This window comes from Planctobacterium sp. R6, assembly GCF_055755215.1.
In genome coordinates, this window is the sequence record NZ_JBVTQY010000001.1 from 339,928 (window position 1) to 362,209 (window position 22,282).

Consider the following 22,282-nt stretch of genomic DNA (forward strand, 5'->3'; position numbering starts at 1 on the left):
ATGACTAAAGTGACTAAAGCGGTAATTCCTGTTGCGGGACTGGGAACCAGAATGTTACCCGCCACAAAGGCGATTCCAAAAGAAATGTTACCCATCGTGGATAAGCCGCTTATTCAGTATGTTGTTAATGAATGTGTTCAGGCTGGAATTAAAGATATTGTTTTGGTAACCCACGCCAGTAAAAACAGCATAGAAAATCACTTCGACACCAGTTTTGAATTAGAAGCGACGTTGGAACAACGGGTTAAGCGACAGTTGTTGGCTGATGTACAGTCCATTTGCCCGCCTGGTGTCACCATTATGCACGTGCGTCAGGGACACGCCAAAGGACTAGGCCATGCCATATTGTGTGCCAGGCCTCTGGTGGGAGATGCCCCCTTTGCTGTGGTACTTCCGGATGTCATCATAGACGATGCCAGCAGTGATTTACGGGTGGATAACCTGGCCGATATGGTTAAACGTTTTGATGAAACTAACGCCAGCCAGATAATGGTAGAAGCCGTACCGCAAGAGCAGGTACACAAGTTTGGTGTGGTTGACCTTAATGGGGTGGATCTGCAGGAGGGTGAAACTGCTAAAATTTCGCAGATGGTAGAAAAACCACCAAAAGGCGAAGAGCCTTCTAATCTGGCTATTGTGGGGCGTTATGTCTTAACCGCTGAAATTTGGCAACAACTTGAGCGTACCGCACCAGGTGCTGGTGGGGAAATACAGCTTACCGATGCCATAGCGGCTCTGATGGAACTGCAAACCGTGGAAGCGTATTTTATGAAGGGCAAAAGCCATGACTGTGGCAGTAAGATGGGTTACATGAAGGCGAATGTGGAATATGCACTCAGGCACCCAGAATTAAAGGATGAGTTTAATACATGGATTAGGTCACTAAATTAATTGAACATTCCGCTAGTAATTGAGTTGAAACCAGAACCTAATCTACGGGAATTAGTAGGTTGATTTTTAAATCAACCTCACTTACTTTTTGTTGCTACTGCAACTACTGAACCCGTAAAGCTTGATATGTACCGTTTCCCTGAAATTAACCATAATACTTTACATAAGCTTTTGATTATATTGACAATAATGGTATAAATTAAACCTTCAGTCGATTCTCTGGCACCGGGCTCAATAACAATATCCTGAAAACCGTTTTCTGCTAACATTGCCCCAAGGGTTTTGTCCGAAAAGTCATAGAGATGCCGGGGAGCACCAAAAGGCATGATGCGTTTTTTTAATAAACGGTTGATATTGAAATAACCCTCAGCAAAGGGAACACGAATTATAATTTTGCCACCGGGCTTAAGGCGTCTTTTACATTCTTCAAGCACGAAAGAAGGGTTTTTAAAGTGTTCTAATGAAGCAATTAAAGCGATAACATCAAATTCCTGTGCTTGCAGCTCCGCCATCGCTAACTCGACGGTAGTATTTATTATTCTTGTGTTGGGAAACGACGTTTTTAATTGCTCAGCTAAACTTTGATCGGGTTCGATACCTGTTACTTTAAAGTCGGTATATCTTTCTAGTATGGTGAGGAAATGGCCGTATCCACTTCCCACTTCTAGTATTGTTGCCCCTTTAGTTTCTGGGAATATATTTTGGAGCAATTTCTGTACTTGTTTGAAAGAGTGTTTGTGTAACCATGCTGAGCTATCTGGAGAATCAGCTGTCACAAAAAAGTCTTCATAGTAATGATGGAGTGTTTCAAAGGAAGGTTGCGGAGATACATACACTAATCCACATTTTCTACATTTTATTACCGAAAACGTGGATTCTTCTACGAACATACAGTCCTCAGGTAAATGTTGAGCACCACATAAATTACAATTGACGTGCTCTAAATCATGAATTTGAATCAAATGATTTGAGCTCAACTTTTGAAAGACAGGTTTTGTAATTGTAACATTTGTATTATCTGACATATCTACTTTAAAAGTCCTGTGTAACCAATTTAGAAATCACTGTGACAAAGGCCTTAGTATACTTTTTTTATAGCCGTCATAAGCATGAAAATACTCCAAAGCTGCCACCCTTGGTTTTTGGTCCCGTCAATTGTTGTTTTAATCATTGCGTTTATGATCTCTAAATTAAAAAACTCTTGCGCCAAATTTGTATCAACACAAATTTTCGACACTAACTCGTTACAATCATAAAGTTTGAAATAAGGTGCCAGATCTAAATGAAGTCCTGTTTTTTGGAAGTTTTTAATAAAGTCAGGGTAAAGATTTGAAAAGGTTTTACGCATGAAAAGTTTCTGCGCCATAGAATTGTATTTGAGATTGTCTGAAAGTGCAAAGCATCCTAGTCTGATCTCAGGTAACATGAAAGGGCTAATTATTTGTACCGGAAAACCTTTAGCAACTCCGTGATGAATGACATTCCACGAATCGGTTAAAGCGCGGGCATCGTATAACAAGCGGTCAGTAAGAGAAAGGGGGTTAGGGCAATTGTGCCAATATGAATCTATCTCTTTATGAAGAGGATGTTTTACCAGTTTAGTAAGCGTGTTTTCAGGGGTGACTCGCAAACGTCTTTGGTGCTTATAGGGATCCATATATTCTGGTGAATGCCATGGGTACCCAGCAAGGCAGTCGTCCGGCCCTTTTCCGTTGACGATAAAGGAACGCTCTTCTGCGACAATGTTTTTGTCCAGCAAATATTCTACAAGATGGCTGGGGTGTGCCAATGGGTAGTTTATCATCTTGATAAGTTCTTCCCCAGCAGAGAAAACGTCTACATCGGTAAAGTCAAATACCGTCAAATCTGCCCCAATATTATCAACAAGTCTTTGACAATTTTCTACTTCATCAGAAGCTCCTTTTCCTCTTGTAATACAGGTATACAAATGCAGTTTATGGGCAGGGTGAATCTGTGCTGATATTAATGCTATTAAAGATGAGTCTAGCCCGGAACTTATATGAAATCCGGTTACTTCTGGAACGATTTCACTTAGTTGCTGTACCAATAACTGTTTAAACCGATTAGGTGAGATTGGTTCGGAGTTTGGCATTGTGTAAGAATGTGAGACGTCACTATTTGCAGAAAACGAAACAGTCTCACCGGGAGCTAGTTTTCGCACATCGCTAAACAGCGTCCTTGATGTCAGCGGAGCTTGATATGCCAGGTAGGATTGCAAATAACAAAGGTCTATTCCAACCGGCCTTTTGTATTTTGCTAATTCCAGAGGGGTATCGCTAAAAAGCAGTTCGTTCTCAAATTTTCTATAATATATAGGAGTGTCAGCTTCGAAAGGACGGCAGATTTGGGGCGGCTCGGTGGTATTATTTTTAATCAGCTTTTTCATCTTTATTCTCGTATATCCGCCGAATGATTGTTGGTCTGGCTTTAATTTCAGCATAAACTTTCGCCAAGTAGATACCTATAATTCCAGTACACATCATCGTAATACCACCAACTGTCCATATCGAAGCGATTAACGAGGCAAACCCTGTTTGTAATCCGAATACTAATTTTTGGAATATAATCCAGCCGATATAAACCCCTGAAATTGCAAAAATGACGCATCCAAGTCCGAAAATAATATACAACGGCTTGTTAGAAAAGGAAGTAATTGCGTTTATTGCTTGTTGCGTACTTCGGCTTAAGTTGTAATCTGATGAACCTTTAAAGCTAATATCTACACAAATTGTTCTTTGATAAAACCCGGTTAATTCACATAGTCCAGCAAAAAATAACTCGTGTTCTTTATGATTAAGCAGTGCGGTAACATACCTTTTAGTCATTAGCCGGGCTATAGTAACATTTGAAGGTATAGAAATGGAGGATAGCTGATTGAACAACCAAGAAAATAGATTGCCTCCAATCCGTTTCATCGTATTTCCGTGAGCGCTGTTGCGAACAGCAACGATGGCGTCCGCATCAGTTTCTTCTGCCTCCTGGATAAATTTATGCAGCCATTCCGGCCGCTGCTCAAGGTCTGAATCAAGTAAAAAGACTTGTTCACCAGAGCTATGGGCTAAGCCAGTCATTATTGCCTTGTGGTGGCCGAAGTTGCGGGATAAATCGATAATTTTGACTCGTGAATCTTTGATATGCAGTGTTTTAGCTAACTCTAAGGATGAGTCTGTACTTCCGTCATTAACCATGACTATTTCGAAGTCATCGCCATATGCTGAAGCCGCTTCAACTGTTCGACTGTAGAACTCTTCGATATATTGAGCCGAATTATACAAGGTTGTTACTATGGATATCGATGTCATAGTGAAAAGTTCTCAATTATGATCTTGGCGAATAAATTTTATAGCACGAGGGCCTACATGGAATATTAAGTCCAATATGCTTACTTTATGAATGAAAGTGTCACCAAATTGCGGATATTCAGGGTATTGATAACGCATCCAATGCAACCTAATATTATTTTCGTCAAATATATCTTCCGATAAATAATCTCTTGCGGCAGGTCCAGAAACATAATCTGTTGCTTCTAGTTTTTTCAAGAGTTCCAATACCCTTTCGGCTTTACGTGTTTTGAGTTGATAATTTCTCGAATCAAGGAATATAGTTTCCAAGTTTAGAACTTCACGCGCAATCCATTTAATCATATACTGGCACAGCTCAGATAAATTTCCCCATTTTTTAGAAAGATAAAAATCCTCTAAAAAAGGTCTGTACAAATTAAAATATGGCGATTTGCGGTAAGCTTGGTAGAGTAATGACCAGTGTTTTCTCTGCCATGATGGGTCTTGCAACACTACATCACAAATCAATCGTTTTTCTTCTCTTCCACATGGAATAGTCAACCACTTGGTCTCGTTTCCCCATTTTATTAGGTTTCTATTGCGCCAGTCATTTTTGGTATATTGCAAATCGTCATGAAAAACAAAATAATCTGAACGACTAATCAAGTCAAAATAGCCTTTCCAGGGCGCATAACCAGACTGCAGTATTGCGACAGTCTTTGACATATTTTATCGACACCCAGGTATTAAAATGGCGAAAAAGTTTACTTATCGCCTCTGTTTCTGTCAAGGTGGTGGGTAGTGTATGTCTTCATCAAATTCAGTTTATACCAGCTGAGTTTTATGTTTCCGTACATTTTAGATGGCCGTTTTACATTAGTGTTTTTAATTTACGAGTTTTAATGGATGAAAGTATTCTCAGACCAAGTTTCAAAATTTTTAATTGTAGGAATAGCCTTAAATTTATTAGCTTTTATTTCATTCACTATATCAACTGAATCAGGTGGTGACCCCATAGTTACCTTTTCGATTATTTATCCAGTTTTATTAATTTTGAACTTTAAACTCAACAATGACTGGACATTCGAGAGCAAACGGATAAAAGCGACAAATTTTGGTCGCTTTTTAGCGGTCCATGTAATTGGATATTTTTGTAACTTAGCTATTTTACATGTTTTGGTCGATCTAATTGGAATAAGACCTTACATAGCAATGACACTATTGATTTTGGGGATGACCGGCTATTATTACCTAGCGATGAAGGTGTTTGTTTTTAAGGGATAAGTATTTCGTGGTTGCTTTCTTAATCAAAATCATAAAATTTGGTTAGAAATAAAACCCTCGTTCTGTTTTGGAAAGAATGCCGCCTCTCGCGCAGGAATAATGCATCACAAAAAAACAGAGAGAGGCTACTTCTGTTTAGCCTCTAACTTCTTGATTCGTTGATTTAAATCATTAATTGTTTCTTGTTGATTTTCAACAATACTCTGTTGTTCTTTCAATACCTTTGTTAATACTGCTACTATATCCATAGATGCAAGTCCTTTGCGGTCATTTGTTGCAACTAGTTCCGGTACATCCTCGGCGATAAACCCGACATAGTCTTCATTACTTTCAGCTTTATAAGTGTAGGTTACAGGTACGAGTGATTTGAGTGCTCTAAATGCCGCCTCTGTAGACAAATGTTTGATGTTCTCCTTTAGCTCTCGACTGGATGCATTTGTCCAAACCCCGCCAGTTGTAAGATGTGCTCCACTTCTCGTATCAATTGCATGCAATGTGTTGTTATTAACACCGACACTATCACCAATAAATAACGAACCACTTTGGTGTATTGTTAACACTTCGCTGCCTGATGCATTGTACCAAGCAAATCGGTCGTCAGCGTCTGCATTAGTGTTGCTAAATTCATGCCTGGAACTTACTAACCATTTAGCAACACTATTTGCGCCAAATGCGATTGTTGCTGCATGTGAAGAAGAACCTGAATTAAGCAACATTACAGCATGATCTGAACTTCTGTTGATATTGATGCTTCCTTGAACACCAAAGAGCGTTGGTGGCGTTTCTGAGCCTACTGTTAAAGAGCCATCATCTGCAATACCAAAGACCGTTGCTGTGTTGGCATTGTTACGCACTGCTACTCGGCCGGAAATTGAATCAGTACCAATACCAACATTACCAGAATTATTAATTAAGAATTTTGAAACGCCAGAAATCTCAGTTTCAAATAATCCTGCTGGAACTCCAGTTGTACCCATGCCAATACCCACTTTGCCGTCGGTGGTTACCATAAATCTGGAGTTTCCACCTGTAGTCTGCACATCAAACTGTCCTCGGGGCAAAAAACTATTATCTATATTTATCCCAAAAAGTCCTGTAGAAGACACCAAGATTGAGTGGTTATTCGGGTCGGAGCGACTCGCCAAATCTAAGATACCATCAGGTGATAAAGTACCTAAACCTATGTCTCCATCTGGCGCAATAAACAGCGAACCATTTGGGGCGTTGGGCTGAATTCTGAATGGCAATGTATTGTTTGAGGCGTCTCTTACAAAAAAGTTGGTCTCATTTCCCCCTATGTCCCAGTTTTGTGCCGTAAAACCACTTGATTGGTCTTGCTCCAACCTAATTGTAGGAGAGTTACCATATTTTATATGTTGGGTGACCAAAGGTGTACTTGTCCCCATACCGATGAAACCATTAGTCGATAAATATAATTGGTTGTTTTTCCCTACGTCTGAAATGACAAATGGGATAGTACCGGCATCAATATTTTGTATGTAAAACTGGTTTTTTCCACCATTACCTGATTCATTGACTGTAATTTCCCAATCACGAGTTGGAAATGTGCTTGTAGAGCTGGAATCGATAAAGCGTATACGCAGATTATTTTCTTTTAATCTTATGGTATCAAAATTGAAGTTTTCTCCAGAATTACAATCAACGCCTACGCAAATGCTTCCTTTAACGACAATATCATCGTTAAACAATTGATCTGAATAAACATTTACCGTTCCAAATGTACTGATCGCGGTAAGAATAATAAGATAAAGTGAAGAGCCAGAAAGTCGCCTTGTATTTCTCTCCATAATTCTACCACTCACTGTACGAATCCTCTTTTATCTGCGAATATTGAACAATTGACCCTGACTCAACAACAAAACTGCCGGAAATAGAAACTGGCGTACCGGCATAAGTGAAATTTTCATCTCCGCGACCATTGTCTAATGTATCTTGAATCAATTGCAACGCGCCAACGTGAGCTGTCACTTGATAATCATATCGACCTGCCGGAAGTCTTTCTGTACTGTCAAGCAGGTTTAGTGAAAGAGATTGTTCCGAAAAGGGCTGACTCAGGCTGAAGCCCTCAGGTCCTGAGATTGTAATTACGCCTCCATGATTTCTTGCACTAAGCAACAGAGAAAGCAAACTACCTGATGCTTGCGTTCTAAATAGCTGTTGTGGCTTGGAGGTTAGGGGATTAGAAAATAATGATTCTGTCTCAATGGCATTTGAATTGAAGATGCATGAAGCCAATATTGACAATAGAACCCCTTTTTTCATTTGTTAATACCTGTATTGGCGCTCGTTAGCGCACGCATTTTTGGACTTGATTATTAATATAAACAGATTTTCAGATTTTGCCATCTACAATTTCGGAAATTTTTCATGTAATTGCTTCACAATCGTTTCTTTGAGTGTTAATTGAGGAAAATGTGGCTTAATACAGCTAAAAATACTTTTTCTAATTTATGCTAGTTGTATATGTGAGAAACGTTATCTGTTTGCTAAGTAAGTGATCTCATTGTTGGTGAGTTACAGCATTGTATCGAAATGGATACTAATTGTGGGAATACCTTTGATGCAAATAAACGTGATATAGAGCATTGATTTTACAAAATTACATAACAACTTATAGTGTTTCTCCGTATTACTGTGTTCTGAACGGTAAACAGGTTGTTCGGATTTTTAACCGCATCTTGAATATATTTTTTGATTGACTTTGAGACCGTACTAACTATCAGACAAGTATCTTATATTTTTAATGAGTTCGTGAATATCAATAGATTAGCATGCTAAGTCTTTTATTAAGTTTTAAAAAAGTTTAAAGGTCAAAATCAAATACAGTTTTCGTATTTATTTGCGTTTACCTCTAATATATTTAAATTCATGGAAAGCAAACCGGAAATGTATCGACACTAAGGAATAAGAGTGCTCGGTCAACAAATCTATCCTTGATCTCTTTTATTTAGTCCAAATTTGCACTTTTTATTGCAAAATCGTAGCGCTTAGCATCGCTATTTCCTATATTACATGCAATACAAATTATTGCCCTCAAATTCGGATTTTCAAGAATGTTACGAATTCATCTGTTTGGAATCATTTTCTTAAGTTTAGTTATTTGTAGTAAAGCTCACGCTGGAGATCCGATATTTACGGCTGCGTTTTCGCCGTCAACAATAGCTCCAGAGGTAACGTCTACACTCACTTTTACTATTGACAACAGTAGTAATGATACTTCGCTCGGAGAAGTGGCGTTTTCTGCGACTTTACCTTCGGGAGTAGTTATTGCAACAGCCCCTAACGCAACGACCGATTGCTTGTTTGCGCAATACACTGCGACAGGGGGGGCGGACGCTATAAGCTTTTCTGGCGCTCGCATTAGTACGAGTGAATCATGTACATTTGTATTAAACGTAACCAGTTCTGCTGCCGGGACGCACTCATTGACGACGGGAGCGTTGTCTTCAAACGCAGGCACACACACTACTGCGAGTGCAGATTTGACAGTGAGTGCATCATTGCCAAGTTTTACTATGGCTGCATCACCAGGGACGGTAGCCCCGAATGGTGTTACAACTTTAACCTACACTATTGATAATTCTTTAAATGGTTCAAATGCAACATTTATTGATTTTTCTGACTATCTACCATCTGGTTTCGAAGTCGCCAGTACAACGAATCTGATTTACGATTGCCCATTGCGCACTATTTCTACATTTGTTTTGGGCTCAATTACTGTAAGCAGTTCGGGACGGAATATCACGGTGAATGACGTAGAACTAAATGCCGGCGCAAGTTGTACGATTCAATGGGATGTAGTAGCGCCTCCGAATGTTGGTGTATATACTTTTCAAACTCGAGATTTAACCTCTTCAGCTGGTACGTCTGGACCAGCAAGCACACAGTTGACTGTGGAATCTTCAGTAAGCTCTGGCTCAGTTCTTGCCATGAGTTTACCGCAGCAGGTAGCGCCCGGTGAGACAGTAATTCTTGATTTCTCAATAGTCAATGCTGACAGAGATAATGAAATTAGTGGCCTCAATTTTACAGTTGATCTAAACGATGCATTGGCTGGTTTTTCGGCTCTATCTTTACCGTCAACCGGATTTTGTGGTGAAGGAGCCATAATTTCAGGTAGTACTAACTTGAGTATAAGTAACGTGAGCCTTGCTCCTGAAGCGAGTTGTGACTTCTCGGTGACAGTCTTGATACCTGCGAATGCAGCTGCAGGTGACTATGCTGTAGGCTCTAGTATTATAAATATGACCCGTGGCATAGCAACCACAGCTACTGCAGCTAGCGCACAATTGCGGGTGCGGAAAGCTCCATTGCTCAGTATGGAATTTCTTTCGTCATCAGCGTCACCTCAAGAAGATGTATCATTACGCATTACTATATCTAACACTGATACTGTAAATTCGGCTTCTAATATTAACTTTTCAGTATTAACGGCCGATGTAATTCCAGGGTTTATTGTAACCACCTTTCCTTCTGCAAACTATTGTGGTTCTGGGTCTAGTATGACCACAACAACTGAAGGGGCTACTGTAACCGGGTTTACTGTTTTGGCCGCGCAAGTTGGCGCTGGTGCCAGTTGTACATTTGATGTGGTTTTAACTGTCCCGGACACTGTGCAGCCTGGAAGTTATGAATTTTCTACCTCAGATGGTTCTGCGAGTGTAAATAGTCTGAATTTAGGGTTAACTAATGTTTCGGCAAGCTTCTCTGTTGCTTCAGCTCCCACATTAAGCTTTTCAGTAAGCGAAATCAGCGTTGTTCCAGGAGGAACTGTTACGTTAAACTTCGCTTTGGACTATAGCGAAAGTGCTACTGCGGAGGCCACTGGAGTTGGATTTACTGTTGATCTTGATTCAGCGCTGACAGGACTTTCGGCGACTAATTTACCTTCTGATGATTTTTGTGGAGAAGGTGCTTCTGTTACTGGTTCGTCTTCTTTAGTTTTCAGTGGAATGTCACTTTCAGCTGGTGAACGTTGTGAGTTCAATGTATCAGCATTGGTTCCGTCTGGTGCATCCCCCGGTACTGTAACTTTAACTACATCAAGTATTTCTGCCAATGTATCCAGTTCGGCTGTTACATCTGGTGCTATATCAGGAGACTTTATCGTATCTGGGCTAGTGCTGAGTCATCAATTTTTAACTAATCCGACGTTGCCAGGCTCCAATACCGTCGTCAGGTACACATTAAGTAACGATTCGAATGCCCCGGCAGCGACATCCATAGCCTTTACGCACACATTGAGCAACATTGTTTCATCTTTGACCGCTACCGGTGTCTTGCCATCAACGCCCTGTGGTGGTTCAAGCAATATCTCCGGTACAACTAATTTAATGTTAACAGGGGCTGAGTTATTGCCTGGGAACAGTTGTAGTTTTGATGTCTCATTGGCTGTACCTTCGGGAGCAACAGATGGCCTCTATACCAGTGTCACCAGCGCGCCTTCGGCAACAGTAAATAGTTCTTCTGTTGGTTTTAGCGCATCACTTTCCACCCTGGAGATTGAAACACTTACTGTATTATTGAGTACAAGTGAAGATTCCCCGACCTCATTAACATCTATTCCTTTGGCAATTACTTTTAGTAGAGATGTGACGAATTTTGATGTTAGTGATTTGGTGGTTAGTAATGGTTCTGTAAATAACTTTTCAGGGGACGGAAGCGAATACAGCGCTATCATTGTTCCAACAGTTTCCGGGAATGTAACTGTGGATTTGCCTGCCAATGTTGTAGATGATGCCGTTGATAGTTCCGTAAAAAATCCTGCTGCTTCTCAATTATCAATAGAGTTTGATGCCACTCCCGTCGTTGCAACCCCTTCTGTTGTCATTGGTTCCCCCAGTGCTACTCAAACGAATACCGGTCCAATTACTTATGGGATTACTTACACTAATATAGATGAGGTTAATTTAAGCACGGCTTCATTAGAGTTGAATACAACGGGAACAGCGACCGGTGAATTAAGTGTAGCAGATGGAACTACTTCAACACCTGTAGTGTCAGTTTCTAATATTACTGGTGACGGTACTATCGCAATAACTGTGATTGGAGGTGCATCACGAAATGGGGCAAAAACGGACTCTGGGGCGGGACCGTCTGAGACGTTTTCAATAGATAATACTAGTCCAACGGTCAGTATAGTTGATTTTGTGACAAATCCTTTCAACGCTGACTTTACCGTTACCATAACTTTCAGCGAAGATGTAACAGGGTTTACCGTGAGTGACCTGTCTTTTTCGAATGCGACTCTTAGTAACTTTTCTGCGACAAGTGCAAGTGTTTACACTGTTTCAGTGTCACCTATTGCTGATGGTGAGGTCGTTGGTAATCTGGCGGCTGACTCTGCACAAGACGCAGCAGGGAATGGCAATACAGCGGCACCCGGCTTTGCAATGATCTTCGATACTACTGCACCGGTTCCGGTAGTAAGTAGTTCCAATACCTCTGTGAATGGTCCATTTTCAGCAACGTTCACGTTTCAGGAAGCGGTTTCTGGATTTACTGTGGACGACATTGCTGTAACTAATGGGTCTGTAGGAAACTTCAACGCTGTTAGTAGTACTACTTATTCAGCCACAATAACTCCCGATTCCGAAGGGACTATTAGTATTAATGTCGGGGCTGATGCAGCTACAGATGTTGCCGGCAATGCCAGCACAAGTGCAGTTCAGTATGAGGTAGAATATGATGTAACTGCTCCATCATTAACTCTATCTACCGCAGAAAATCTGATCCAAAAAAGCGCACTGGTGACGTTTACCTTTAATGAAGATGTTTCTGGATTTTCTGCTGCTGACATTTTAGTTGGTAACGGATCTGTTTCCAACTTTTCAAGTCAAAGTGACGCTGTGTATACTGCCGTTGTTTCGTCTACAAATGACGGAACGATCACCATAGATGTTGCAGCCAATATCGCGCAGGATGCTGCCGGAAACAACAATACAGCTGCTACTCAGTTGATTATTTCAGCTGATGCGACTGCTCCTACGCTGTCAAATACGCTGCCCGCGGATAATGACTCGGGGATTGCTACCAATAGCCATTTAGTTCTAACATTCAGTGAAAATGTTGCGTTGGATACTTCCTCAACAGGTAATTTGGAAGTAATGGAATTGTCTGAATCTGGTTCGCTGGAGCAAACTTTAAGATTTGAAGTAGTCAGCAGTGTTCTTTCTGGTCCAGGTACAGTATCGATAAACGACAATATACTTGATATTGAGCTAGACAATGACATGTCAGCAGGAACCTATTACGCAGTACAGATTAGCGATGATTTATTACAAGATGTTGCCGGTAATCATTACACCGGAATAGCAGACAATACTGTATTTAATTTCACCACACGCCCGGCCGTAGTACTTTCTTCGAACCAAGTTACTTTAACAGAAGAAACCAGTGAGCAAGCAATGGTTTCTGTTGCTCTGATAAACTCACTGAATCAACCGTTTAATGCTCCTCAGGACGTGACGGTATTGTTTTCGTTCTCTGGTTCACAGGCGGTTGCGAGTTCGGACTATACCATAGAAGGTTTGACTGGCGATGGTATCACTATAGCTACAGGAGCCAGTAGTAACAGTTTTACGGTAACTGCAATAAATGACAGTGTGGATGATGATAACGAAACTTTGCAAATTGCTGTTGATTCTATTTCTACCAACAATGCTGATGTAGTTGAAGAGCAAGTCATTACAATTGAAATTGTTGAAAATTCTGTACCTAACATGACTGGTGTGCCGTCGACGTTCACGCTTTCTGAGGATGTTAAGGGCAGGTTAGATTTTTCAGATACGAGCATTACTGATGAAGAAAACGACTCACTAACACTAACATTTTCTGTTGATACAGGGCGAATTGTTTCACCCAAAGGGACAACGGGGAATGTTACTGTTACACCTATAACCGCGAAATCCGTAAGGTTGAATGGGTTGGCCACCGCGCTGAACAGCTATTTAGATTCACCTGAAGCAATTGCGATAGTGCCGCCCAAAAACCATAATAGCTCTATGACGCTTTCACTGGTGTTAGAGGATGGTACTGAACAGGCGGAGGCACAAGTAGTGCCGATTACAATTACTCCTGTCAATGACCATCCTAGATTAACAAATGGTTCGATCGCTGAATTTGAAATGTCCGGTGGAACGCTACATTCAGGATTAGTTTACTCTGAGACTCATGTTGATAGAACTATGACTGTTACTTTAGATGCTGGAAACCTGAATAACCTAGATCTTAACACATTAGGTGGTAGTACCGATGAAGCGCTGTACTCTGATTCAGAAGCATCTACAAATCTAGTTACCGTTTCCTTTGATCAAAAAGTTAATCTGGAATCATTGGTATATTTCTTTAATGTTGGTAGCGCACCAGAGTCAATTACTTTTACGCCAACAGGTGCAAGAGGGCAGGCCGTTACCATCACTTCTAGTGACTTTACAGTTGATGAAGCGGGGATTTTAGTGAACCTGACAGGTTGGTTGGGAATCACTAGTTTTTCAATTACGAGTAATTCCGGTGCTTTTGCGCCAGGTCTCGATACTATAGTTTACTCTTTACCACCGGAAAATTTTAGTTTTCGTGAAGAGCAAACTGATTATTTGGATTTTTCGTCATTATCATTAACCGATGATGATAGTGATTCTGCGATAGTCAGCATTTCTGTAGACTCAGGAACACTTTCACTTCCTGCAGGTCGAACTTCAAATAATGTTTCATCTTTGACAAATACGCTATCAATTTCAATAGAAAATAATGTTATTCAGATCGCTGGTAGTGTCACTCAAATTAACAACTATTTGGCTAATGCAACCTCGATTCAGTATACACCTGGAGCTGATGTAGATGGTGTTAATGCTGCTTCTGTATACGTTTCTGTGGATGACGAGGACGGCAGTGGTCAAGTTGAATTGCAATCCATTAGTATTGATATTTCGTCGGTGAATGATGCACCAGTTGTTTCTAATCTTAACGGAGATACTATAAGTTTTATTCAGGCTGGTGGTGCAGTAAATATTGATTTAGAGGGAGACGCAATAGCGACTGATGTAGATAACGACAATTTTGACGGTGGTAGTCTGATTGTTGCCATCACTGCCGGTGGCAATTCAGCCGAAGATTTACTCTCTGTAGATGATTCGATATTTCTGAGTAGTCTAAATAGCGGTGCAACTGTTTCCGTTTCCGACACTGTCATTGGTACGCTCGAATATGCCATTGGTGAGGGCAATGATTTTGTTGTTAATTTTAATTCTGAGGCCACGGCAACTCGAGTATCTAAACTGATTAATGGTATTACGTTCGAAAATACCAATGAAAATTCTCCGGCTACGGGTAATCGCACGCTTTCTATAACGCTGAATGACGGAGATGATGATTCTGTTGCAGTTGAAGTGACGGTAGGTATTACGACATTGGATGAAGATACTAAAGTTGAGTGGATTTCAATAGATACCAACTTTACACCTTTAAATAGCTCATCTTCAAATGCTGTTAATCACTATGTTCTGATGCTGGAAGATACTGGGGGCGATGGTATTGATACAGTAATTACCAGCATATCTTTCTCGCTAGGTGGAACAATAGACTTTACTAATTTAACTTATCTATTGGAGTACATACCAATAAATAGTGTTACGAGTGATAATCCGGCCGGGGTTCCAGAGACGCAAGCCGGTGTTTATAACAACGGTAAAGTTACATTTTCAAACACTATTCAAATAGACAATAATTCACGTTATTCAAGTTTGTCTTTGCAAATTTATCTGAATGAAACTACAGATTTAATTGATCACTCTACTTTGAATGTATCACTTGACACTACACAAGATATTCAAGTTTCTGAAGTTAGTTCCAGAATTGGAACAACAGGAATTCTAAGTACTTCAGATTTGCCACTCCAATTAGAAATCACTGCCACTCAATTGGTATATACAACTGAGCCTGCAGGTTCAATATCTGGCTTTGCGTTGTCAACGCAACCGGAAGTTGAGGCACAAGACGATTTTGGAAATCTGGATAGCGATTTTGTCGGGACAATTCAATTACAAGAACATTCACAGGGGAGGCTGGTTAACTATTCGAAAACTGCTGTTGGTGGTGTGGTGTCATTTAGCAATGTTACATATTACGCATCAGTTGATAACGAAGGTTTTTGGTTACAGGCTAGTGTAAGTGGTGGATCATCAATTTCCGATGTAACTTCTAACTTAGTAAACTCTGATGTTATTGCGACACGGATAAGGTTTGCAACACAGCCCAGTCCAACAACAATTAATGCTAAAACAGACGTATTGTTTACCACTGAACCTGTGTTACACGCGGAAGACGTACACGGCGTCACAGATACTGACTTTGCGTCCAGTGTAGTCTTAAGTACTATCAATGGAGTCGGTAGTGCAATAATGACGGCACTCGCAGATAGTGATATCAGCACTTCAACCGTAACCAAATCGTTCAGTTCTGGTGTGGCCAATTTTGAAGGTTTGAGTATTAATTATCAAACTACTGGAGTTGGAAATGAATCTTTTAATCTTCACGCCAGCACTAACGGACTTGCGCCAGCTACAAGCGTTGCTATTAGTGTAAATGACCTGCCAACGATTGCAGGATTGCCCTCTGAAATTGTTGTTGTTGAAGATGAAGTAAGCGCCCTTGATTTGAGTGGAATAGAACTGAGTGATACTGATGGAAATGAGTTAATTTTAACACTTTCGGTCGGTACAGGTCAGTTAGTTGTGGCGAATGGCAATGGCGTTAGCAACAACGTTACAATTACCGGAAGTGGAACAGCTATTCTGCAATTGCAGGGAACTGTAATTGATTTGTTGTCTTTATTGAGTAGTGCCTCAGAAGTCTATTATATCAGTGCATTAAATGACGATACTGACGCTACATTAACAATTCTGGCAAATGACGGTGATGCAGATAGCGCAGCTAGTTCGGTAAGTCTGTCTATCAGTGCTGTAAACGATGCTCCGACAATATTAGGAGGAGTGGATACTACAATAAATCAAGACGAATCATTTGAATTGACCGTTAGTGCATATGATGTTGATGGAGATAATTTAACATTTGGTGTGCAAAATTTGCCGGGGTGGGCGACATTTGATACGCAGTTAGGCAGACTCAATGGCCAGCCAACTAATAGCGATGTTGGAACTTATTCGGATATTGTGATTACGGTTTCAGATGGTGCATTGACGGCCAATACTGAGAGTTTTGAATTATCAGTATTAAATGTAAATGATCCACCAGTGATTTCAGGAACACCTGCCACTGTAGTAACTGAAGGTATTCTGTACAGTTTTGTTCCAATAAGTAATGATCCTGATGGTGATGCACTGTCATTTTCTATAATAAATTTACCCACTTGGGCCAGTTTTAATGAGGAAACTGGTGAGATTTCAGGTTTACCCGGCGATAACGATGTTGGTATTTTCGCTGGTATAGCCATTTCGGTGTCAGATGGGATTCTTTCTGTTACTTTGGATAGTTTTTCGATTCAGGTTCTTGCTGTAAATGATGCCCCTGTTATTTCAGGAGTGCCTGATACGACTGTTATTCAAGGTGAACAATACATCTTTACCCCAGATGTGCAGGATGTAGACAGTGAAAATTTGATGTTTAGCATTGATAACCAGCCCTTTTGGACAAGCTTTGACATTCTGTCGGGCACGTTATCTGGTACCCCAACAGCAAACGATATCGGTGAGTACAGTGACATCCGGATCAATGTTAGTGACGGTGAGTTTACTGTCAGCTTACCTGTTTTTTCAATAAATGTAGTTTCTTCTAATTCAGCACCAGTGATCTCGGGGCAACCTGCATCGGTGATTACAGCTGGTAATGCATATCAATTTTTGCCAGTTGCAACTGATGTTGACGGTGATGTTTTAATATTCAATATTGACGGTTTACCTTCATGGGCCTCATTCGATAGTGATACAGGTGCGCTTTCTGGTACACCCAGTGAAGCCGATATTGGTACATATCCAGCGATTGAAATAAGTGTTTCAGATGGGCAATTTTCTGCCAGCCTCGATGCATTTGATATAGTTGTTTTGACTGGTAACACCATTCCTGTAGTCTCGCCACAGCAAGTATCCACTAATGAAGACACAAATATTCAGATTCAACTTGTTGGAAACGACGCAGATGGTAATGAGTTAACGTATCGAATTGAACAGTCCACAGTTTTTGGAATATTAGAACTGACAGATGACATTGTATCTTATACACCAAATCATGACATTTCAGAGGTTCAGGACCAATTTTCGTTCATTGCAAATGACGGAATTTCGGACTCAGAAAGCGCTACAGTGACTATCACAATTGTTCCTGTTAACGATGCGCCAGAAATAGCAGGTACTCCTGTGAAGCAAATAAAAGTGGAAAAGTCCTATCAATTCGTACCAGTTGTGACAGATATTGATAGTGACGAGTTTACTTTTACTGTAACAAATCGTCCTGATTGGGCCCAGTTTGATCAATCAACTGGACAATTAATTGGCACACCTCAATCAGGGGATGCAGGAACCTATAGTAGCATTTTAATAAGTGTTAGTGATGGGGAGTTGGAAGCGAGACTGTCAGAGTTTGATATTGTCGTAGTAAACAATAGTACTCCCGATTTATCTGGTTCCCCAGATGTAGTAGCACAGACAGGAGCGAATTATATGTTTCAACCTGTTGCCATTGACAGAGATGCTGATCATCTGACATTTACTGTCACTAATTTACCATCTTGGGCGCAATTTGATGCCAATAGTGGATTGCTTAGCGGTATTCCAGATGCTGCACACATTGGTATGTTTGACAACATTACAATTTCCGTAACCGATGGTGTGAATACTGCGTCTTTGCCGACATTTAGTATTCGGGTGTGTGATATATGTGACAATTCTCCTCCTTCAATTACAGGGACGCCTGAGGCTTCGGTTTTCGCAAATGCAACCTATCAATTCATGCCAAATGCAGTAGACATAGATCAGGACGAGCTACAATTCTCTATCAAAAACGCGCCACCTTGGGCTACTTTTAGTGTCGATTCTGGAAGATTAGAAGGAGTGCCAGAAGAATCCGATGTTGGCCTCTATAGTAATATCATAATCAGAGTCAGTGATGGTGTGGATACTGTCGCTATGAGCGCATTTACCATTGAAGTATTAAGCGCGAATTCTATCCCAGTGATTTCTGGAAATCCGCCACTAACAGTGTTTAAAGGTGAAGTCTATGAGTTTACACCAACAGTCGTTGATGTTGATGATGACCAATTGACTTTTAGCATTCAAAATAAACCAAACTGGACATCTTTTAATCCGAAAACAGGAAAGCTTAGAGGAACTCCACAAGGAACTAATGTTGGTTTATACAGCAATATTAAGATTAGTGTGGCTGACAGTATTAATGGCTCGGTTAGCCTTCCACCTTTCAATGTAGAAGTTATCGATAAAAATTCTGCACCGACAATTTCAGGCACGCCTAAAACTAGAATTACTGTGGATAAGCGGTACAGTTTTTCTCCCTCCAGTAGTGATATAGATGGTGACCCATTGAGCTTTAGTGTATTGAGTTTGCCACAATGGTTATCTTTTAATAGTGATACAGGTGCTCTTCAGGGGACGCCAACCACCAATGAAATTGGCATATATGAAAGCATTGAGATTCGAGTGTCGGATGGTACTGAGGAAGTGGCATTGAGTTCATTCGATATCACTGTTACGGCAGAAAATATTGCTCCTATCGCTAACAATTCAAATGTTTCGCTTCAGGAAGACAAGTCGATTGATATTATCGCAGTTGTAACGGATGAAAATCAGGATGAACTCACCATCAGTGTGTTATCCGGTCCTTCAAATGGAGATCTAACATCTACAGAATTTGGATGGAGTTACGTACCTTTTGAAGATTTTAATGGCTCTGATTCATTTACATATATTGCAAGTGATGGAGAACTAGAGTCTGATGTCGGCAGGGTGGATATCTCCGTTTCAGCAATCAATGATCACCCTATTGCAGTAAATGATGACATTGTTTTAGACCAGGTAGAGTCAGGAGTTTATAGCCTGAATGTCCTGCGAAATGATATTGATGTTGATATCGCCACAAATGGCGATGAGATCAGTCTTCAAAGGGTGTCTTCCAGTTATGGCACGGCACTAATTGTTGACGATCAAATTCACTTGGAGGCTGGTGCCAGCTTTATTGGCGATATTAAGCTCACCTATTCAATTCGGGACACTCTTGCAAGAAATTCAACGGCCCATGTTAATTTGACAATTGTCGGAGTGGCGGAAGTCAATGCCCCTACTATTGAATTACCTGACAATATTGAGATTAATGCTACTGGATTGCTCACTAAAGTGACTCCAGGAATTGCTTCTGCATTTGATGCTGAAGGGCGACAGTTACCGGTAACTCTGTTGTCTGAAACACTTAATCTTACTCCCGGACTGCATAAATTATATTGGCAAGCGGAGGATAGCTTTGGCTCTACCACCACAGCCATACAAGAAGTTAGAATTCATCCAATATTATCAGTTGTCGCAGCTGAATCAGTTGCTGAAGGCACGGATGTGGAGTTTAGATTTCTTCTAAATGGTGAGGCACCTGCGTATCCTTACGTAGTTGGTTATGCAATTGATGGCACAGCGGAAAATGGGGGAATAGATCATACAGGTCAATCAGGTAATATGGTGTTTACTGATGGCCAAGACGTTGTATTGAAATTTTCTGTTTTAGAAGATGGTGAAATCGAAGGCGATGAGAGTATTGTATTAACATTGGACGACGGGCTAAATGTGGGGGCAAGAGGGACTGCAACTGTAATTATTACCGAAGAAAATATCGCCCCTGAAATATCTCTATTTTTGCAACAGGAAGGGGTTGTTACCTCTGTTATCGCCCAGAATTTTGGTAACGCTGTAGTTGCAACACAAGTCTACGAACCCAATCCACAGGACTCTCTCAGTTATGAGTGGACATCAGACACCTTGTCGAATGTGTCATCTGATGAAACATTTTTTGAGTTTAACCCGTCGCAAGTAGATGCAGGGTTACATACTGTCTCTTTGTATGTGTATGATGATGGCGAACCCATACTGGACGCTAATGAAACCTTGCTAATTGAAGTGGTTGTATCTCTGGACACACTCAGTGATTCTGAAGATGCAGATGGCGACCTTATCCCTGATGCTCAAGAAGGTTATCAGGACTCTGACGGAGACGGAATTCCTGATTATCTGGATGCTATTGATGAGTGTAATGTAATCGCCGCGATGGCTGAAAATCAGAATGAATTTTTGGTGGAGTCGGACCCAACTGCCTGTATGCGTCTTGGAGAAATTGCCTCTCAAAACGAATCGAATGGTGTCCAGTTGCTTTTGGACCAGCCGCAAGAGAGAAAATCAAGGATCAATCTTTTCGGGGAAAGAGTCGTCCTGTTAGCCCCTGAATTGCCAGAAGATATTGGCTATGAGAATGATGGGGGCATATTTGACTTTATTAGCTATGATATGTCGGTTGTGGGCGGCTCTTCTCGGGTAGTGTTGCCACAAACAAACGCTATTATGGATAGTGCTAGTTTTAGAAAATATAATTTAAAAACTCTTCGATGGAGTAGCTTCTTAACCGATGACGTAAATAAAGTTTCATCATCGCCTGGCGCGCAAGGAAACTGCCCTCCCCCCGGTGATAAGGGATGGCAACCAGGTGTTACTGCTGGTCATTGGTGTGTGCAGTTGAGGATAGAGGATGGTGGCCCCAATGATGCAGATGGCTTTGTGAACGGGAGCGTATCTTTAACTGGAGGTGTATCAGTATTCGTGAGTGATAATCAAAACCCAGTGGCACAGTCAGACAGTGTTAATATTCAGTGGAATTCTGAAACTGACATTGCAGTACTTGATAATGACAGTGATCCTGATGGCGATGAACTTACAGTTACAAATGCGAGTGCAAATACGGGATCTGTTGAAATTATTGACGAGCGAATAATCAGATATACAGCATTGTCAGGATACTATGGTAAAGATACAGTCAATTACGCTATTTCAGATAACGCAGGTGGTAGAGCAAACGCTAAAGCACTAATCCAGATTAATGGTAACAGAGCCCCGGGAGCGGTTGATGATTTTGCAGAAACCGATAGCGCAACTGCTATTGAAATTGATGTTATTGCTAACGACAACGATATTGATGGGGATCAAATGTTGATTGTTGCAGTTCAGGCTGAAGTTGGAATGGTTTCGATCAGTGAAAATAACACGCTGATATATACACCGAGACTTAATTTTACAGGCGAAGATTCAGTCATCTACTCAGTGATTGACAGCGCTGGGGCTAGTGATAGTGCAATAGTCCATATTTTGGTTAGTGGAAACAGTGCGCCAATTGCAAATAATGATATAGCCATGACTGATTACGAAACGGCGACAATCTTAAATGTTTTGGACAATGACGAAGATCTGGATGGTGATACGCTGTTTATCGTTTTTGCAAATGCAGATAGGGGCACAGTTATAGTCAATAATGATAGTTCGTTGACCTATTCGCCACCACAAGGGTTTAGTGGCATTGATACTGTGTTGTATGGAATATCGGATGGTCAACAGGAGGCCACAGGTATTGTCACTATCACCGTAGCTGAAGATACTATTGAAACTGTCAAGGTTGAATCTAAATCTGGTGGTAGTTCAACTCCCTTATCACTTTTATTATTGTCTTTTGCTATGTTGCTCAGAGCCAATACTTATCGCAAATTGCGACGGTAATTTGTCATTTACTGTGTT

General features: G+C 40.8%; 9 protein-coding genes. 3 read left to right on the top strand and 6 right to left on the bottom strand.

Going from position 1 to position 22,282, the window contains the following annotated elements; translation table 11 throughout:
- Positions 1-891, top strand: a complete 891-nt coding sequence (galU, locus tag AC0J20_RS01540; RefSeq protein ID WP_473020356.1) for a UTP--glucose-1-phosphate uridylyltransferase GalU — start codon at positions 1-3, stop codon at positions 889-891.
- Between the two features lie 77 nt (positions 892-968).
- Here galU and AC0J20_RS01545 read toward each other — a convergent pair whose 3' ends face one another.
- From AC0J20_RS01545 to AC0J20_RS01560, 4 genes are read right to left on the bottom strand one after another with little or no spacing between them, the layout of a single operon-like run.
- Positions 969-1,916, bottom strand: coding sequence for a class I SAM-dependent methyltransferase (locus AC0J20_RS01545; RefSeq protein ID WP_473020357.1), 948 nt, complete (start codon positions 1,914-1,916; stop codon positions 969-971).
- Between the two features lie 53 nt (positions 1,917-1,969).
- Positions 1,970-3,298: an asparagine synthase-related protein gene (locus AC0J20_RS01550; protein ID WP_473020358.1), complete on the bottom strand. Its 1,329-nt coding sequence runs from the start codon at positions 3,296-3,298 to the stop codon at positions 1,970-1,972.
- Positions 3,282-4,214, bottom strand: coding sequence for a glycosyltransferase family 2 protein (locus tag AC0J20_RS01555; RefSeq protein WP_473020359.1), 933 nt, complete (start codon positions 4,212-4,214; stop codon positions 3,282-3,284). The genes AC0J20_RS01550 and AC0J20_RS01555 overlap by 17 nt, the downstream gene beginning before the upstream one ends.
- A gap of 12 nt (positions 4,215-4,226) precedes the next feature.
- Positions 4,227-4,919, bottom strand: a complete 693-nt coding sequence (locus AC0J20_RS01560; protein ID WP_473020360.1) for a WbqC family protein — start codon at positions 4,917-4,919, stop codon at positions 4,227-4,229.
- Between the two features lie 180 nt (positions 4,920-5,099).
- On the opposite strand from AC0J20_RS01560, the gene AC0J20_RS01565 reads away from it, so the two are divergent.
- Positions 5,100-5,477 carry a GtrA family protein gene (locus AC0J20_RS01565; RefSeq protein WP_473020361.1) on the top strand — a complete coding sequence of 126 codons (378 nt, stop codon included), beginning with the start codon at positions 5,100-5,102 and terminating at the stop codon, positions 5,475-5,477.
- A 125-nt stretch (positions 5,478-5,602) separates the two neighbouring features.
- Here the strand turns inward: AC0J20_RS01565 and AC0J20_RS01570 are convergent, their stop codons facing one another.
- Together AC0J20_RS01570 and AC0J20_RS01575 are read right to left on the bottom strand one after the other, a co-directional pair.
- Entirely contained in the window at positions 5,603-7,300 is a 1,698-nt protein-coding gene (locus AC0J20_RS01570; protein WP_473020362.1) for a tail fiber domain-containing protein, read from the bottom strand.
- Positions 7,290-7,760: a hypothetical protein gene (locus AC0J20_RS01575; protein WP_473020363.1), complete on the bottom strand. Its 471-nt coding sequence runs from the start codon at positions 7,758-7,760 to the stop codon at positions 7,290-7,292. The genes AC0J20_RS01570 and AC0J20_RS01575 overlap by 11 nt, the downstream gene beginning before the upstream one ends.
- Before the next feature lie 791 nt (positions 7,761-8,551).
- Here AC0J20_RS01575 and AC0J20_RS01580 point away from each other — a divergent pair.
- Complete coding sequence (locus tag AC0J20_RS01580; RefSeq protein ID WP_473020364.1) at positions 8,552-22,264, top strand: tandem-95 repeat protein; 13,713 nt, start codon at positions 8,552-8,554, stop codon at positions 22,262-22,264.
- The last annotated feature ends 18 nt before the right edge of the window (positions 22,265-22,282 follow it).

What these genes read in the sequence shown, in the direction of transcription:
- galU (WP_473020356.1), top strand. Translation starts at nt 1, where the DNA reads ATGACTAAAGTGACTAAAGCGGTAATTCCTGTTGCGGGACTGGGAACC.
- AC0J20_RS01550 (WP_473020358.1), bottom strand. Translation starts at nt 3,298, where the DNA reads ATGAAAAAGCTGATTAAAAATAATACCACCGAGCCGCCCCAAATCTGC.
- AC0J20_RS01580 (WP_473020364.1), top strand. Translation starts at nt 8,552, where the DNA reads ATGTTACGAATTCATCTGTTTGGAATCATTTTCTTAAGTTTAGTTATT.
- AC0J20_RS01560 (WP_473020360.1), bottom strand. Translation starts at nt 4,919, where the DNA reads ATGTCAAAGACTGTCGCAATACTGCAGTCTGGTTATGCGCCCTGGAAA.
- AC0J20_RS01565 (WP_473020361.1), top strand. Translation starts at nt 5,100, where the DNA reads ATGAAAGTATTCTCAGACCAAGTTTCAAAATTTTTAATTGTAGGAATA.
- AC0J20_RS01575 (WP_473020363.1), bottom strand. Translation starts at nt 7,760, where the DNA reads ATGAAAAAAGGGGTTCTATTGTCAATATTGGCTTCATGCATCTTCAAT.
- AC0J20_RS01545 (WP_473020357.1), bottom strand. Translation starts at nt 1,916, where the DNA reads ATGTCAGATAATACAAATGTTACAATTACAAAACCTGTCTTTCAAAAG.
- AC0J20_RS01555 (WP_473020359.1), bottom strand. Translation starts at nt 4,214, where the DNA reads ATGACATCGATATCCATAGTAACAACCTTGTATAATTCGGCTCAATAT.